We start from the raw sequence: 15,392 nt of genomic DNA, 5'->3' as shown, positions 1-15,392 counted from the left end.
ACACGGCGGCACTCACACCGCGAAGAACGCCGCCGTCAGCAACGCCACACCGGCCCCCGCCATCCCCCACGCCACCCGAGTCCGCCGCAACCCCCCGGCCACCACCACGGACGCCAGCAACAACGCCCCGCCCAGCGGCACCCACGCGTACAGCACCCCCGCCGGCCCCGACCGCACCGCGCCGTCACCGCCGGGCTTCACCACCACGGAGTACGTCCGCCCCTCAGCCACCGCGACCGAATCCTCCAGCACCACCCGGTCCCGCGCCTGCGACCCCGCCGACACCGGCGCGTACGGACCGCCGCACACACCGTCGCCGCACCGCGTCACCTCGACGGTCCCCTGCTCACGACCCTTGGTCAGCATCACGTGCTGCGCGGTGCCCCACGACGCCCACACCCCGGCGATCAGCAGCAGCACCGCCACCGTCCCCATGACCGCGACCCGCCCGAACCCCAGGACGGCACGGGTGACCCGACGGGGACGAGCAGCGGCGACGGCTGAGGCAGACATGGCCGGGATCATTGGCCATGCCCGTACGGTCGGTCAACTCACCCGTGTGCCATCCACGGACAAGTCACGAGTTGTACGTGCTCTGCGCCCGCTCCAGTCCCTCGATCACCAGAGCCTCCACCGCGTCCGCCGCCCGGTCCACGAAGTAGTCCAGCTCCTTGCGCTCCGCCGACGAGAAGTCCTTCAGCACGAAATCCGCCACCGGCATCCGCCCCGGCGGCCGCCCGATCCCGAACCGCACCCGGTGGTAGTCCGACCCCAGCGACTTCGTGATCGACTTCAGCCCGTTGTGCCCGTTGTCCCCGCCGCCCAGCTTCAGCCGCAGCACCCCGTAGTCGATGTCCAGCTCGTCGTGCACCGCCACGATGTTGCCCACCGGGACCTTGTAGAAGTCCCGCAACACCGTCACCGGCCCACCCGACACGTTCATGAACGACATCGGCTTCGCCAGAATCACCCGCCGATTCGCCGGCCCCGGAGGACCGATCCGGCCCTCCACCACCTGCGCCTGCGCCTTGCCGTGCCGCTTGAACCGCGCCCCCATCCGCTCGGCCAGCAGATCCGCCACCATGAAACCGACGTTGTGCCGGTTCGCGGCGTACTCGGGGCCCGGGTTGCCGAGACCGGCCACCAACCAGGGCGCACCCGCGTCCGTCGTCACGTCCCTGTCTCCTTCGCGTCCGTCCACACATACGCGTCGGCCGCTGCCCCCGCACGGGAACAGCGGCCGACCACACCTTGACCGTAAGGGAGAGGATCAGGCCTCGGCGGCCTCGTCGCCCTCGCCCGCACCCTCGGCCGCGGGCTCCTCGGCCTGCGACGCCAGGACCTGCAGCACCACGGCGTCGTCCTCGACGGCCAGCTTCACACCGGACGGCAGCTTGATGTCCTTGGCCAGGATCGAGGCACCGGCCTCCAGACCCGCCACCGACACCGCGACCTGCTCCGGGATGTGCGTGGCCTCGGCCTCGACCGGCAGCGCGTCCAGGACGTACTCCAGCAGGTTGCCACCCGGGGCCAGCTCGCCCTCGGCCTGCACCGGGATCTCGACGGTCACGGTCTCGCCGCGCTGCACCAGCTGCAGGTCGACGTGCTCCAGGAAGCCCTTGATCGGGTCACGCTGCACCGACTTCGGGATCGCCAGCTCGTTCGTCTTGCCACCGTCGATGTCCAGCGCGATCAGCACGTTCGGCGTACGCAGCGCCAGCAGCAGGTCGTGACCCGGCAGGGTCAGGTGCAGCGGGTCGGAACCGTGGCCGTACAGAACACCGGGAACCTTGTCGTCACGACGGATACGGCGGGCAGCACCCTTGCCGAACTCGGTGCGCGTCGCGGCGGCGATCTTCACCTCGGACATGATCACTCCTCGTAGAGGTAGAAAACGGACGTGGTCACCCGGCCACGAACGGCCTGCTACGAAGAGCGCGTCGATAACGGACAGCCACACCCGGAAAACGGGCACGGCCTCCCTCGCCGAGCAACTTCAGCAGTCTACTCGGAGAGGGAGGCCGCACTCAAAACGATCTCAGCGCTGTGCAGAACGGTTACTGCAGAACGCTCACTGCTCGTCGAACAGGCTCGTCACCGAACCGTCCTCGAACACCTCGCGCACCGCACGCGCGATCGTCGGCGCGATCGACAGCACCGTGATCTTGTCCAGCTCCAGCTCGTTCGGCGTCGGCAGCGTGTTCGTGAACACGAACTCGCTCACCTTCGAATTCTTCAGCCGGTCCGCCGCCGGACCCGACAGCACACCGTGCGTCGCCGTCACGATCACGTCCTCCGCACCGTGCGCGAACAGCGCGTCGGCCGCGGCACAGATCGTGCCACCCGTGTCGATCATGTCGTCGACCAGGACGCAGATCCGCCCCTTCACGTCACCCACGACCTCGTGCACCGTGACCTGGTTCGCCACGTCCTTGTCACGCCGCTTGTGCACGATCGCCAGCGGCGCACCCAGACGGTCACACCAACGGTCCGCCACCCGCACCCGGCCCGCGTCCGGCGACACCACCGTCAGCTTCGAACGGTCCACCTTCGCACCCACGTAGTCCGCCAGCAGCGGCAGCGCGAAGAGGTGGTCGACCGGACCGTCGAAGAAGCCCTGGATCTGGTCCGTGTGCAGATCCACGGCCAGGATCCGGTCCGCACCCGCGGTCTTCATCAGGTCCGCGATCAGACGCGCCGAGATCGGTTCCCGTCCCCGGTGCTTCTTGTCCTGCCGCGCGTAACCGTAGAACGGCACGATGACAGTGATGGAGCGAGCCGACGCACGCTTCAACGCGTCGATCATGATCAACTGCTCCATGACCCACTTGTTGATCGGAGCCGTGTGGCTCTGGATCAGGAAACAGTCCGCACCTCGCGCCGACTCCTGATAACGCACATAGATTTCGCCGTTTGCGAAGTCGAAGGCCTTCGTCGGAACGACCCCGACACCCAACTGCTGGGCGACCTCCTCGGCAAGCTCGGGGTGGGCGCGGCCGGAGAAGAACATCAGCTTCTTCTCGCCGGTCGTCTTGATCCCGGTCACAGCACTTTCTCCTCAGAGGTTCGCAGCTGAGCGTCATGGGCGCTCTCCCGCTGGCCGCGGGGGCGTCTCAGCTGGTGGGGTGCGGATGTGCACTTATCACGGTACGCCCAGTTCGACGCACCGGTGTCCGGTCAGCCTTCGCCACCGGCCTCCGGAGTCACCGCCTCGGCCGCCTTCGCCGCCGCGCTCCCCGGACGCTTACGAGCCACCCAGCCCTCGATATTCCGCTGCTGGCCACGGGCCACGGCCAGCGAACCGGGCGGCACATCCTTCGTGATCACCGAGCCGGCGGCGGTGTAAGCACCGTCCCCGACAGTGACAGGAGCCACAAACATGTTGTCCGAACCCGTACGGCAGTGGGACCCGATGGTCGTGTGGTGCTTGTCCTGCCCGTCGTAGTTCACGAACACGCTCGCCGCACCGATGTTGGTGTACTCACCGATCGTCGCGTCACCCACATACGACAGGTGCGGCACCTTCGTGCCCTCGCCGATCGAGGAGTTCTTCGTCTCGACGTACGTCCCGACCTTCGACTTCGCGCCCAGGCGAGTGCCGGGACGCAGATACGCGTACGGCCCGACGGCCGCCCCCGGGCCGACATCGGCACCGAGGGAAACGGTGTTGTCGACGCGGGCGCCCGCACCCACCCGGGTGTCGGTGAGCCGGGAATTCGGCCCGACCTCGCACCCCTCGGCCAGGTGCGTGGAACCCTGCAGCTGCGTACCCGGATGCACGACGACGTCCTGCTCGAACGTCACCGTCACGTCGACCCACGTCGTCGCCGGGTCCACCACCGTCACGCCGGCCAGCATCGCCCGCGACAGCAGACGGTCGTTCAGAATCCGGCGCGCCTCGGCCAGCTGCACCCGGTTGTTGATCCCCGCGATCTCCCGGTGATCACCGGCGACCGACGCACCGACCCGGTGACCGGCCTCGCGCAGAATCCCGAGCACGTCGGTGAGGTACTCCTCGCCCTGGCTGTTGTCCGTCCGCACCTTGCCCAGCGCGTCGGCGAGCAGCCGGCCGTCGAACGCGAACACACCCGAGTTGATCTCCCGGATCGCCCGCTGCGACTCCGACGCGTCCTTGTGCTCCACAATCGCCGTCACGGCGCCCGAAGCCCCGTCCCGCACGATTCGGCCGTACCCCGTCGCGTCCGGCACCTCGGCCGTCAGCACGGTCACCGCGTTCCCGTCGGCGGAGTGCGTGGCCGCCAGCGCCCGCAGCGTCTCGCCGGTGAGCAGCGGGGTGTCCCCGCACACGACGACCACGGTCCCGTCCACGGCACCGCCCAGCGCCTCCAGCCCCATCCGGACCGCGTGACCGGTGCCGTTCTGCTGCTCCTGGACGGCGGTGCGCACGTCGGGGGCGACCTCGGCGAGGTGCGCGGTGACCTTCTCGCGGGCGTGCCCGACGACGGCGACCAGGTTCTCGGGGTCCAGCTCACCGGCGGCGGCGAGCACGTGCCCGACGAGGGAACGGCCGCACAGCTCGTGGAGGACCTTGGGTGTGGCCGACTTCATACGGGTGCCCTCACCCGCTGCGAGAACGACGACGGCTGCCGGGCGAATGGCGCTCACGGGATGCCCTTCGGCTTTGAGGGGGTGGGGGTGGACATCCGCAGGATACCGGGGTGGTTGGTGGGGGGTATGAGTGCGGGCCCTGACGGTGGCCGATGTGCCGGTCAGGGCCCGAACCCAGGCGCTGTGCGCTGTGGCTCCCCCGCAAGGATTCGAACCTTGTCCTGCTGGCACCAAAAACCAGTGTGCTGCCAGTTACACCACGGGGGACAGCGCATCAGACCTTACCGGAGCCGCGTCTGCGCGGAAGCCACAATGCCGCTCCACCAGCCTTCGACGCGGTTGTACAGATCGGCGCCCTTGGCGACTCCCACGACCAGGCATCTCGTGGGCCGCCGTGATGTCCGCCGACTCGTGGATGAGGATCCGGTAGGTGAGACGGTCGTGGCTCACGCCAAGCAGGTCGAGCCAGGCCAGGTAGACCTCGATCACCCCCGGGTCGCTGTTCACGAAGACGACCCGCTCCCGGCGGTCATAGGGTTTGCTCTTGGATCCCTCGGCCCAGTAGAGCGCCACGCCAGTCAGGAACAGCTCCCTGTCGCCGAGACCGCTGGCTTCTTGCTTGGCCGCGGCCCGGACGCTCTCGCGCTCCGCGTCCTGGGCCTCGCGCAGGCGCGTGAGACCGGCGTTCATGAGGGCCCTTTGTTCTTCCGGGGTGTATCGAGGTTCGGGTTTCGGTAGGTCACGCACCCACAGCGACACCGAACTCCTGGAGCAGCCCAGCCGACTGAGGATGTCGTTGTTGAAGACCTCAACTCGTCGCGGATCTGCCGAAGGCTGTAGCCGGCCCGCCGCAGCGCCCCCGCCCGCTCCCGCAACCCTTCGAAGTCCGCGTACTTGTTCTCTGAACGTGCCATGGGCATACCGTCCGGCCGGAATCTTCGCCTCCGGCGCCGTACGGCGCAGGGTTCACCAGTTCGAGGGATATCGCGTCGTATCGTTTGTCGAAAGTCACCGGAAATGGGGCGCCCGGCGCCCGTAGGCTGGAGGCATGACCACGACGGGGGAAGACCACGCACCGGCCCGGGGCGGGCCTTGGTGGTGGGGCAGGCGGCGCGGTGCGGTGCTCGATGTGAGCCTCGGTGCCGTGTCCGCGTTGGAGTGCGCGGCGGAGGGGATTCCGTTCGCTCGGGACGCCGGGATTCCGTTGGCGGCGGGGGTCGTCTTCGGGGTGCTGGCCGGTTCGGTACTGGTGGTGCGGCGGAGGTATCCGATCGCGGTGGTGCTGGTGGCGATCGCCATCACGCCGGCGCAGATGGGTTTCCTGATGGGCATCGTCGGTCTGTACACGCTGGCGGCGTCGGAGTTGCCGCGGCGGGTCATCGGGGCGCTGGCCGGGATGACGTTCCTGGGGACGTTGATCGTGACGTTCGTGCGGCTGGGCCAGGACATGCGGCGGGACGGCCTGGACCTGGGGGACTGGTTCCTTCCCTTCGCGTCGATCGCGACGTCGCTGGGGATGGCCGCGCCGCCGTTGCTGCTGGGTCTGTACGTGGGGCAGCGGCGTCGGTTGATGGAGAGTCTGCGGGAGCGGGCGGACAGTCTGGAGCGGGAGCTGCAGTTGCTCGCGGAGCGGGCGGAGGAGCGCGCGGAGTGGGCGCGTAATGAGGAGCGGACGCGGATCGCGCGGGAGATGCACGACGTGGTCGCGCACCGGGTGAGTCTGATGGTGGTGCATGCGGCGGCGTTGCAGGCGGTGGCGCGGAAGGATCCGGAGAAGGCGGTGAAGAACGCCGCGCTGGTGGGGGACATGGGGCGGCAGGCGCTGACGGAGCTGCGGGAGATGCTCGGGGTGCTGCGCAGTGGCGGGGAGGGTGCGCGGGCGGAGCGGGCGGCGGTGCCGTTGGCCGCGGTGGGGGTGGCCGCGGCGGCGGCGGCTTCGCGGGCGGTGGACGACGGGGAGCGGTCGGGTGAGGGGCCGTGTCTGTCGGAGCTGGACGAGTTGATCGGGCAGTCGGAGGCCGCCGGGATGGTCGTGGATCTGTCGGTGCAGGGGGAGGAGCGGTCGTATCCGGCGGTGGTGGAGTCGACGGCGTTCCGGGTGGTGCAGGAGGCGTTGACGAACGTGCACAAGCATGCGGCGGGTGCGAAGACGTATGTGCGGTTGGCGCATCGGGTGTCGGAGATCGCGATGCAGGTGGAGAACGAGCCGCCGCCGGTGGGGTCGTCGGAGGAGTCGGGGGCGCGGTTGCCGTCGGGTGGCAATGGGCTGGTGGGGATGAAGGAGCGGGTGGCCGCTCTGGGGGGTGTGTTTGTGTCGGGGCCGACGGATGCGGGGGGTTTCCGGGTGTCGGCGGTGATTCCGGCGGTGTCGTAGCGGCGCGGGGTGTGCGGGGTGGTCAGCCCGTGGTGAGGCGGGTGGGCTGGGTGCCGCCGACGAGGGTGGCGAGGGCCTGGTCGATGTCGGGGCCGAGGTACCAGTCGCCGGTGTGGTCGAGGGCGTAGACGCGGCCTTCGGTGTCGATGGCGAGGAGGGTCTGGCTGTCGGTCTCGGTGCCGAGGGGGCAGGCCTGGGTGTCGAGGGCGCGGCCGAGGTCGCCGAGGGTGCGGGCCATGTGGAGGCCGTGGAGGGGGTCGAGGTGGAGTGTGGCGGGGGCGATGTGGCGGCCGGGGCCGGTGGGGGAGATGTGGAGGCCGCCGAATTCGGCCCAGGCTTCCACGGCGGCGGGGAAGACGGTGTGGCGGTGTCCGGCGGGTGAGGTGTGTTCGCGCAGGGTGTCGGCCCAGATCTCGGCCTGCTTGATGTCCCAGCGTCCGGGTTGCCAGCCGGCGTCGCGGAGGGCGGCGTCGACGGGGACGGGGAAGCGGGTGGTGGAGGTGCGGTCGGCTTGCATCTGCCCTTGGTTCGTTTCGGGTGTGTGGTGCGGCGCGGGTGTGTGGTGCGGCGCGGGTGTGGTCGTCCGGTCGGCGGGGGTGCCGGTCGTCGAGGTCAGTCGTCGTCGGTCGTGGGGTCGACGATGCGGACACCGAAGTGGGCGCTGAGGGCGGTGCAGGCGCGGCAGGGTGTGGCGAAGCTGCCGTGGAGGGGGTCGCCGTCCTCGCGGATGCGGCGGGTGGTGAGTTTGGCGTGTTTGAGCGCTTTGCGGGCTTCGCCGTTGGTCATGGGTTTGCGGGAGGCGCGTTTGCTGCGGGCGGCGTCGGCGGTGGCGAGGTGGCGTGAGATGAGGATGGCTTCCGCGCAGCGGCCGGTGTAGCGGTCGCGTTGGCCGCTGGTGAGGGTGTCGAGGAAGTCCTGTACGAGGTGGTGCAGGGCGGGGGGTGTGTCGGCGCGGGTGGCGGTGCCGGTGAGGGTGGTGCCGCGCACGGAGAGGGCGGCGGCGACGGTGGGGAGTATGCCGTCGCGGCGGTGCAGGAGGGTGGGTGCGTGGTGGGCGTCCGCGCTGCTCCAGCCGATGCGGGGATCGCCGCTTCGGGGGTCGTCGGACCGCCCGGTGTGGGGTCCGGTCTGTGTCGCACTCATGATCATTTTCCCCTCCTGAGCATCCCCCCGAAGGTCACAGAGTGCCAAATCGCGTGGCTGCTGCGGAAGCTGGGGCGTGGTGACACGCCCTGTTATGGGCGTTCCGTCACGGGAGGGTGACGTCCGGTCACGGAAGCGGAAGGGTGTGTGCCGGGTGTGGGGTCCGGGCCGGTGACCCCTCTCGTCGTACCGCATAGGCTGTCGGCACCGCGTTCGCGTGCGGTGACCAGACAGTGCAGACAGACAGATCAGGCAGAGCAGACAGACGCCGCAGGGGGCAACCGCCATGACGACAGGTCGGCTCGGGCAAGCGGCCGCGCCGCCGAACGCGGCCTATGCCGGGCAGGTCGTGCATTTCCCGGATCCGGTGCGGGCGGCCCGTCACCCGAGAGGGGTACGGGTGGACGAGGGTGGTTACCCGGTCTTCTCGCCGTACGCCCGTGCGGTGGCGGAGATCGCTGATCCGCCGGAGGGTTTCGGGGTCGACGAGCTGCGGTTGACGGACTACGTGTCGGCGAACGCGGCGTTGTCGGCGTCGGGGCACGAGTTGTGGGACACGGTGCCCGCGGTGGCGACGCCGCACGGCTGGACGTGGCACCACGTGGCGGGCACGCGGCGGATGGAGCTGGTCCCGGTCGAGGTGAAGGCGCTGCTGCGGCACCACGGCGGGATCGCGACGGCGGCGGTGGACCAGGGCAAGCGTGGTACGCGGCCGTTGCAGGAGACGCGTCCGGCGCATTTCGGGCTGCCGAAGTCGGGTGTGGCGGTGACGGAGCAGCAGGTGCAGGGGGTCGAGGAGGACCTCGGGTACCGGCTGCCGGGTGCGTACCGGTCGTTCCTGAAGGCGGCGGGCGGCTGTGCGCCGGTGGGTACGGCGCTGGACGCCGAGCTGGGGCTGCTGGTGGACCAGCCGTTCTTCACGGTGCGTGAGGAGGCGGCGGTCAACGACCTGGTCTATGTGAACAAGTGTCTGCGGGACCACCTGACGAAGGACTATCTGGGCGTCGCTTTCGTGCAGGGCGGTCTGCTCGCGGTGAAGGTGAAGGGCGAGCGGATCGGTTCGGTGTGGTTCTGCGCGTACGACGACGTGCGGGACGTGGATCCGTCGTTGGCGCCGGCGGATCGGGTGGAGCGGTTGCTGCTGCCGTGCGGTGAGGATTTCGACGCGTTCCTGTCGCGGCTGGCGGGTTCTCCGCCGGAGTTGGAGACGGTGGCGAACCTGATGGTGGACGGCGGTTTCGCGCGTGCGGTGCCCGTGTCGGCGTCGGTAGGGGAGTGAGCTGGCGATGGTGACGTTCGCGCAGGCGCAGGAGCGCGCGGAGGAGTGGGTCAACGGCGAGCTGCCGGCGTATCAGCACCGTGAGGTGCGGGTGCGGGAGTTCGACCTGGGGTTCGTGGTGTGGGCCGAGGACCGTGCGGAGGGGCCGCGTTCGGACGGGGGCGCGCAGCGGCTGGTGATCGCGCGGGACAGTGGTGAGGCGACGCTGTGGCCGGCGTTGCCGGTGGGTGAGGTGATCCGCCGGTACGAGGAGGAGTACGGCCGTCCCGAGGAGGCGGCGGAGCCGGGGCCGGCTCCCGCGGCGCGGGTGGACCTGAATCAGACGTCGTTCTTGCTGAGTCCGCCGGAGTGGTTGCAGGAGGCGGCGGACAAGCTGGGGATTCCGGACCGGCGGGGGGATCGCGACACCGCGGGTGCGGGTGCGGGTGCGGGTGCTGCGGCTGGGGCGTTGCCGGAGACGCAGGCCGGTGTGCGGGGGAGCGGTGCGGGGTGGCCTGCGGCCGGTGCGGGTGATTCCGGTGCGGGCGCGGCTGCGTCCGGTGACTCCGGTGACTCCGGTGCGCCGGGTGCGCCTGCCGGGGCGACGCCCTGGGCGGGGACGGACACCAACGCCGATGCCGGTGAGGACCGTTCCGTGCCGCTGCCCGAGACGGTGTTCGCGCCGCCGCTGAGCGATGTGGACGGGGGGACCCCGCCGCCCTCGGCGACGCCGGACGCCAAGACGGCGCTGATGTCGGGCGGCAGTCAGCTTCCGCCGACGGCGCTGGCACCGGCGATCGACGATCCGAACGCGTCGGCGCCGTCCGCGGGGACGGGTGCGCCGTCGGCCGGCCCGGGGCCGTCCGCCACGCCGGCCCGCCCGCCGGCGCCGGACGCCGGGGACATCGCGGACGCCGCGACCAGCAAGGCGACCCCTCCACCGCGCCGCGGCGGTGGTTCGACCACGCCGCCTCCGCCGAGTGCCCCGGGTGTTCCGGGTGCGCGTCCGGGTGCCACGCCTCCGCCTCCGCCTTCGGCGCCCGCCGGTCCGGGCGGGCCGGCCACTCCGGCGGGTGGTTATGTGCCGACGCAGCTGGTGTCGTCGCTCGGTCCCGAGGGTCCGGGCGGCGGTCCCGGGACGCCGCCTCCGCCGAGCGCTCCGAGTACGCCGCCTCCGCCGAGCGCTCCGGGTGCGCCGCCTCCGCCCAGTGCTCCGGGTACGCCGCCGGGCGGGGTGCATCACGCCGCCACGATGCTGGCCGACCCGGGCCGGACGGGCGGCGGGGCGCCGCAGCCGCCCGGTCCGCCCGCACCTCCCGGTCCTCCGGGGGCGCCCGGCGGTCCTGCTGCGCCGCCGCCTCCGGCCGCTCCTGGCGCGCCGGGTGCGCAGGGTGGTCCCGGTGCGCCGCCGCCTCCCGCGCCTCCCGGTGTGCCCGGTGGTTCCTCGGGTGGCGCCGGCGGTGCCGTGCACCATGCGCAGACCATGCTGGCCGCGCCCCCGTCGGGCGGTCCCGGCGCCCCTCCGCCGCCTCCGGGTGCTCCGGGTGTACCCGGCGCTCCGGGCGCCGCGCAGGCCATGCCGCCCGGTGCGATGCCGCCGCCCGGTGCCGTGCCGCCGCCCGGCGGGCCGGTGCCCGGTGCGCCGCCGGCGTACGGCTATCCGCAGCCGCCGGCCGGTATGCCGACCGTCGGTCCCGGCTACCAGGCCGTGCTGCGCTACCGCGCGCAGGACGGTTCCGAGCAGCAGCTGATCCGGCGTTCGGCGCCGGGTACGCCGCACCCGGAGTGGCAGATCTTCCATGAGCTGCGGGCCATGAACGTGCCGCCGGACCAGGTGCTGGAGCTGCACACGGAACTGGAGTCGTGCGAGCTGCCGGGCGCCTACTGCGCGCGGATGATCCGGGAGCAGTGGCCGCAGGCGCGGATCACCTCCATCGCGCCGTACGGCACGGACCACGCGAGCCGGCAGCAGGGCATGCAGCAGCTGCTGGAGCACCAGGGCGAGCTGCACCAGGTGGCCGACGGGCCGGCCCGTCCGGCGCCGGTGCGGGCGCCGTTGCCCCAGGTGCAGCCGGTGCCGCCCGTTCCGCCGGAGGCGATCGGGCAGGAGCTGGCCGGGGCCTTCGGGCCGGGTGTGTTCCGGTTCGAGCAGGCCGCGGTGTCCCGGCAGGGTGTTCCGCCGGTGGTGGCGCACACGCTGGTGGCGGCGGGTCTGCCGATGGACATGGGCCCGTTCTTCTGGGCGCAGGCCCAGCCGGGGCGGCCGGTGCCGACGCTGGCGGAGCTGGCGGCGGAGCGAGGGGTGCAGCCGGCCCCGGACGCGGGTTCGTACCTCGTCGTGGGCAGTGACTTCGGCCGGGCGATCTGTGTGCAGTACGGCACGGCGGCCATCGTGGCGGTGCCGGTGGAGGCGGGGCCGGGCGGTGCGCCGGTGCCGCCGCAGTTCGTGAACACGGGGCTGCCGGAGTTCGCGCGCTGCATGGCGCTGCTGGGCCGTATGTGGCGGCTCAGGTTCGGTCTCAATCAGGAGCAGGCGGGCCGCTGGACGGTGGACTTCCAGGCGCAGTTGGCCGCGCTGGACCCGGCCGCGCTCGGGTCGCCGGAGAGCTGGTGGTCGGTGCTGCTGGAGCAGATGTGGGACGGGCTGCTGTGAGGCTGCGGCGCAGCTGACGTACGCGAGGGTGGGGCCCGGTCGGCCGGTGGGGCGACTGGGCCCCACCCTTTTGTGCGCTGTTCGCGGTCCGGTGTGTCGCATTATGAGGGCTTACATCCGGTCCATAAAGTCGGTTAAGTCCATTTACTGCGGCAGGTTCCCCACAGGGGTGATGAGCATGACCAGCGCATCGGCGTCCCCTCACGGCTTCGTGACCGTACGCGGGCGCGAGCGCGGCTACCGTCCGGCACAGGTGGAGGAGTTGACCGCGGCCCTCTCCGAGGAGCGGGACGCGGCCTGGGAGCGGGCCGCCCGGCTCACCGTGCTCGCCCGGGAGATGGGCACGGAGCTGGAGCGCCTGCGTGAGGTGGTGGCGCGGCTCCCGCCGCAGGACTACGAGGCGCTGGGGGAGGGCGCGCGGTCCCTGTTCCGGCTCGGACAGGAGGAGGCGGAGGCCGTTCGGGAGGGGGCGCGGGCCGAGGCGGACAGGCTGCTGGAGCGGGCGCGGGCGTACGCGGCCGGGGTGCGCGAGGCGGCGCGGGCGCACGCCGACGGCGTACGGGCGGAGGCTGACGAGCGGTACCGGCAGCGGCTGCTCGCGGCGCGGGCGGAGGCCGACGAGGTGCGGATCGCGGCGCGGCGCGAGGTGAAGGCCGGGCGCGGGGAGGCGCTGGCCGCACTGCGCGAGATGCGGAAGCGGACCACCGGGATGCTGGCCGAGCAGAGCAGGGAGCACGCCGAGCGGGAGGCCGCGCAGGACCGTGCGCACGAGGAGGCGTCGCGGGCCGCGGACGCGCACCACGAGGAGCTGCTGGCGCGCGCCGAGCGGGAGCTGTGCGAGGCGAGGGCGGACCTGGCCGGGGCGGAGGAGGCCGCCGTGCGGTGGCAGGAGGAGGCCCGGGCCCGGGCGTCCGAGGTGGTCGCCGGGGCCCGGGCCCGTCAGGAGCGGATCGCCCGTGAGACGGAGCGGGTGCTGCACGAGCACGGGGAGCGGTGGGACGAGCTCCAGGCCCACGTGGCGTCCGTGCGCAGCAACCTCAGTGCGCTGACGGGCCGGGCGGTGGAGTGACGTCGCACCGTCGGTGTCGTCGTCACTCCCCTCTGCGGACCGCGCCCGCCAGGATCCAGCCCTCCACCGCCTCGTAGTGCCGGCGCTGCTCCTCCGCCTTGCGCCGGCCGGAGAGCATGGTGCCCAGCCAGCCGCAGGCGAAGCCGGGGCTCCTTGCGCGGCTCGGGTCCGGTGCGGCGGACCGCAGGGAGGTGGGGGGTGGGGGCCACGCACGCTACTCGCCGGTCATGTGGGGCGCTGCGTTTTGGCCGAACTGATCGGTCGGTATGCGCCTGCCGTGCCGTTCTGGGGGTGTTACCCGCGTTGACCTGCGTCTTCGCCGGGTCCGGCGGCCCGCGAGTTCAGTCCCGGAGCACCGGGAACCGGCGCGGTGCCACCACCAGCAGCACCAGGAACGCCAGCGCCGCCGCACCCGCCGCGCCCAGGTAGACCGCGTGCACGGCGTCGGCGATCGCCCGCCGTACGGGCTCCCCGGCGGCGCCCGGGCCCAGCGCCCGGGTCACGGAGTCGAGGTCCCCGGCGCCACCCCCGCCCGCCCCGCCGAGCCGTGCGGCCAGCACCCCGTTGGCGATCGCGCCGAAGGCCGCCGCACCGACGGTCTGGCCGGTCTGGCGGCAGAAGAGCACGGACGCGGTCGCCGTGCCCCGCTCCGCCCAGCCGACGGTGGACTGGACGCCGACGATGAGCGGCAGCTGGAACAGGCCGAGCGCGCCGCCGAGCAGCAGCATCAGCAGGGTCGGCTGCCAGGCCTCGCCCGGGTAGGGGAGGAAGGGGAACGCGAACAGGAGCAGGGAGGCGGTGCCGATGCCGAGCATCGCCGTGTTGCGGAAGCCGATCCTGCGGTACACGTGCTGGCTCAGGGCCGCCGACACCGGCCAGCTCAGCGTCCACACGGACAGCACGAAACCGGCGGCCACGGGCGCGAGGCCCAGCACCGACTGGGCGTAGGTCGGCAGGAACACGGTCGGCGCCACCATGAGGACGCCCAGCGCGCCGAGCGCGAGGTTCACCGCGGCGATCGTGCGGCGGCGCCACACCCAGCCCGGGATGATCGGCTCCGCCGCGCGGCGCTCGATCACCACCACGGCCGCCAGCAGGACGAGACCGGTGGCGCACAGGGCGAGCGAGGGCGCCGACAGCCACGGCCAGGCCACCCCGCCCTGCACCAGGGCGGTGAGCAGCACGCCCCCGCAGGCGAACACGGCCAGCGCGCCCGGCCAGTCGACCCGCGCGCGCGTGCCGGTCCCCTGCCGTGAGGGCTCGTCCCGTGGCGGCTCGTGCAGGTGACGGACGATCAGCCACAGGGCGAGGGCGCCGACCGGCAGGTTGATGAGGAAGATCCAGCGCCAGTCGGCGTACGTGGCCAGCACGCCCCCGAGGCCCGGGCCCGCGACCGCCGACACCGCCCACACGGTGGACAACCGGGCCTGGATCCTTGGCCGGTCCTTGAGCGGGTACAGGTCGGCGGCGAGGGTCTGCACCGTGCCCTGCAGGGCGCCGCCGCCCAGGCCCTGGAGGACGCGGAAGGCGATGAGGGCGGCCATGTTCCAGGCCAGCGCGCACAGCAGGGAGCCGAGGAGGAACAGCGCCGCGCCCACCACCAGGACCGGCTTGCGGCCGAAGGTGTCGGAGAGCTTGCCGTAGACGGGCAGCGTGACGGTGACGGCCAGCAGGTAGCCGGAGAAGAGCCACGAGAAGAGGGAGAAGCCGCCGAGGTCGCCGACGATCTGCGGGACTGCGGTGGAGACGATGGTGGCGTCGAGCGCCGACAGCGCCATCGCGAGCATCAGCGCGGCGACGACGGCACCGCGCCGGCCTGGGCCCGTGCCGGGTGCGGCCTCGTCCACCGCGGACCTGGTGTCGTCCATCCGCGCGCCCCTTCGGTTGTGTTCCCCCTGCATCCATCCGCGGGGATCAGCTTCCCACTTGCCCCTGACGTCGCGGGAGGGTGGATGCTCGGTGCGTCCTGAGGCGGACGGCACCCTGAGTCCGGCTCCACCGGAGGGTGGACTGCCCCTAGGGGTACCTCCGTACTACGGGTCGGGGAGGGTTCGTACCGACGGAGGACGAGAGGGGCCCGGCGGCGTCCTTAATCTGGCTTTACGCCGCTGGGGGGCGGCGAACCGGACCCGTGGGGGTGGGGTTTTCCCCAGCAGAAGACTGCGCTGTACCTCAGCGCGCTCGGCACCCGGTTCCGGCCAGACTCTTCGACGTAGCAGCGACACGTTCCAGCGCACGACCCGTTGTGAAGCCCGCACCACCAGCGGTACCGCTCAGCGTGCACCGCAGGCACCGGCGGCACAGGTGATGACCGACATAGGAGACT

General features: G+C 72.0%; 12 protein-coding genes, 1 tRNA gene and 1 pseudogene. 4 read left to right on the top strand and 10 right to left on the bottom strand.

Annotation, left to right across the window (positions count from 1 at the left end; genetic code table 11):
- Nucleotides 1-12: 12 nt before the first annotated feature.
- From ACFW47_RS12380 to ACFW47_RS12350, 7 genes and pseudogenes are all read right to left on the bottom strand, one after another.
- Complete coding sequence (locus tag ACFW47_RS12380; protein WP_386281120.1) at nt 13-525, bottom strand: hypothetical protein; 513 nt, start codon at nt 523-525, stop codon at nt 13-15.
- Between the two features lie 52 nt (nt 526-577).
- Nucleotides 578-1,174, bottom strand: a complete 597-nt coding sequence (pth, locus tag ACFW47_RS12375) for an aminoacyl-tRNA hydrolase (RefSeq protein ID WP_217246375.1) — start codon at nt 1,172-1,174, stop codon at nt 578-580.
- A gap of 96 nt (nt 1,175-1,270) precedes the next feature.
- Nucleotides 1,271-1,870 (bottom strand): 50S ribosomal protein L25/general stress protein Ctc, encoded by a 600-nt coding sequence (locus ACFW47_RS12370; RefSeq protein ID WP_386281122.1) that lies wholly within the window; start codon nt 1,868-1,870, stop codon nt 1,271-1,273.
- Between the two features lie 201 nt (nt 1,871-2,071).
- Complete coding sequence (locus ACFW47_RS12365) at nt 2,072-3,046, bottom strand: ribose-phosphate diphosphokinase (protein WP_019329914.1); 975 nt, start codon at nt 3,044-3,046, stop codon at nt 2,072-2,074.
- 131 nt (nt 3,047-3,177) lie between these two features.
- On the bottom strand, nt 3,178-4,626 hold the full coding sequence (gene glmU / locus ACFW47_RS12360; RefSeq protein WP_386281124.1) for a bifunctional UDP-N-acetylglucosamine diphosphorylase/glucosamine-1-phosphate N-acetyltransferase GlmU: 1,449 nt from the start codon (nt 4,624-4,626) through the stop codon (nt 3,178-3,180).
- A 134-nt stretch (nt 4,627-4,760) separates the two neighbouring features.
- A tRNA-Gln gene (locus ACFW47_RS12355) sits at nt 4,761-4,836 on the bottom strand.
- A gap of 14 nt (nt 4,837-4,850) precedes the next feature.
- Nucleotides 4,851-5,483, bottom strand: a pseudogene (locus tag ACFW47_RS12350) (hypothetical protein).
- Nucleotides 5,484-5,617: 134 nt separating this feature from the next.
- Here ACFW47_RS12350 and ACFW47_RS12345 point away from each other — a divergent pair.
- Nucleotides 5,618-6,943 (top strand): sensor histidine kinase, encoded by a 1,326-nt coding sequence (locus tag ACFW47_RS12345; RefSeq protein WP_386281126.1) that lies wholly within the window; start codon nt 5,618-5,620, stop codon nt 6,941-6,943.
- 22 nt (nt 6,944-6,965) lie between these two features.
- Here the strand turns inward: ACFW47_RS12345 and ACFW47_RS12340 are convergent, their stop codons facing one another.
- Both ACFW47_RS12340 and ACFW47_RS12335 read right to left on the bottom strand, forming a co-directional pair.
- Complete coding sequence (locus ACFW47_RS12340; protein ID WP_386281128.1) at nt 6,966-7,460, bottom strand: SUKH-3 domain-containing protein; 495 nt, start codon at nt 7,458-7,460, stop codon at nt 6,966-6,968.
- 95 nt (nt 7,461-7,555) lie between these two features.
- Nucleotides 7,556-8,086 carry a YwqJ-related putative deaminase gene (locus tag ACFW47_RS12335; protein WP_386281130.1) on the bottom strand — a complete coding sequence of 177 codons (531 nt, stop codon included), beginning with the start codon at nt 8,084-8,086 and terminating at the stop codon, nt 7,556-7,558.
- 286 nt (nt 8,087-8,372) lie between these two features.
- Here ACFW47_RS12335 and ACFW47_RS12330 point away from each other — a divergent pair, with 286 nt between their 5' ends.
- The 3 genes from ACFW47_RS12330 to ACFW47_RS12320 all read left to right on the top strand — a co-directional run bounded on the left by ACFW47_RS12330 (nt 8,373) and on the right by ACFW47_RS12320 (nt 13,066).
- Nucleotides 8,373-9,365, top strand: a complete 993-nt coding sequence (locus tag ACFW47_RS12330; protein WP_386281132.1) for an SMI1/KNR4 family protein — start codon at nt 8,373-8,375, stop codon at nt 9,363-9,365.
- A gap of 7 nt (nt 9,366-9,372) precedes the next feature.
- Nucleotides 9,373-11,997, top strand: coding sequence for an SUKH-4 family immunity protein (locus tag ACFW47_RS12325; RefSeq protein ID WP_386305728.1), 2,625 nt, complete (start codon nt 9,373-9,375; stop codon nt 11,995-11,997).
- 178 nt (nt 11,998-12,175) lie between these two features.
- A complete protein-coding gene (locus ACFW47_RS12320) occupies nt 12,176-13,066 on the top strand; it encodes a cellulose-binding protein (protein WP_386281138.1) in 891 nt (296 codons plus the stop codon).
- Nucleotides 13,067-13,407: 341 nt separating this feature from the next.
- On the opposite strand, the gene ACFW47_RS12315 is transcribed toward ACFW47_RS12320, so the two are convergent.
- Nucleotides 13,408-14,934: an MFS transporter gene (locus ACFW47_RS12315; protein ID WP_386281140.1), complete on the bottom strand. Its 1,527-nt coding sequence runs from the start codon at nt 14,932-14,934 to the stop codon at nt 13,408-13,410.
- Nucleotides 14,935-15,392: the final 458 nt, after the last annotated feature.

The sequence above is a fragment of the Streptomyces sp. NPDC058796 genome, assembly GCF_042745235.1.
GTDB lineage: Bacteria > Actinomycetota > Actinomycetes > Streptomycetales > Streptomycetaceae > Streptomyces.
The sequence above is the reverse complement of the archived record's forward strand: the minus strand, read 5'-3'. Positions and strand labels throughout refer to the sequence as shown.

Bases quoted from the DNA above. Each gene is read 5' to 3' on its own strand.
- ACFW47_RS12330 (WP_386281132.1), top strand. From the start codon at position 8,373: ATGACGACAGGTCGGCTCGGGCAAGCGGCCGCGCCGCCGAACGCGGCC.
- ACFW47_RS12380 (WP_386281120.1), bottom strand. From the start codon at position 525: ATGATCCCGGCCATGTCTGCCTCAGCCGTCGCCGCTGCTCGTCCCCGT.
- ACFW47_RS12370 (WP_386281122.1), bottom strand. From the start codon at position 1,870: ATGTCCGAGGTGAAGATCGCCGCCGCGACGCGCACCGAGTTCGGCAAG.
- ACFW47_RS12320 (WP_386281138.1), top strand. From the start codon at position 12,176: ATGACCAGCGCATCGGCGTCCCCTCACGGCTTCGTGACCGTACGCGGG.
- ACFW47_RS12340 (WP_386281128.1), bottom strand. From the start codon at position 7,460: ATGCAAGCCGACCGCACCTCCACCACCCGCTTCCCCGTCCCCGTCGAC.
- ACFW47_RS12315 (WP_386281140.1), bottom strand. From the start codon at position 14,934: ATGGACGACACCAGGTCCGCGGTGGACGAGGCCGCACCCGGCACGGGC.
- ACFW47_RS12345 (WP_386281126.1), top strand. From the start codon at position 5,618: ATGACCACGACGGGGGAAGACCACGCACCGGCCCGGGGCGGGCCTTGG.
- ACFW47_RS12325 (WP_386305728.1), top strand. From the start codon at position 9,373: ATGGTGACGTTCGCGCAGGCGCAGGAGCGCGCGGAGGAGTGGGTCAAC.
- ACFW47_RS12335 (WP_386281130.1), bottom strand. From the start codon at position 8,086: ATGAGTGCGACACAGACCGGACCCCACACCGGGCGGTCCGACGACCCC.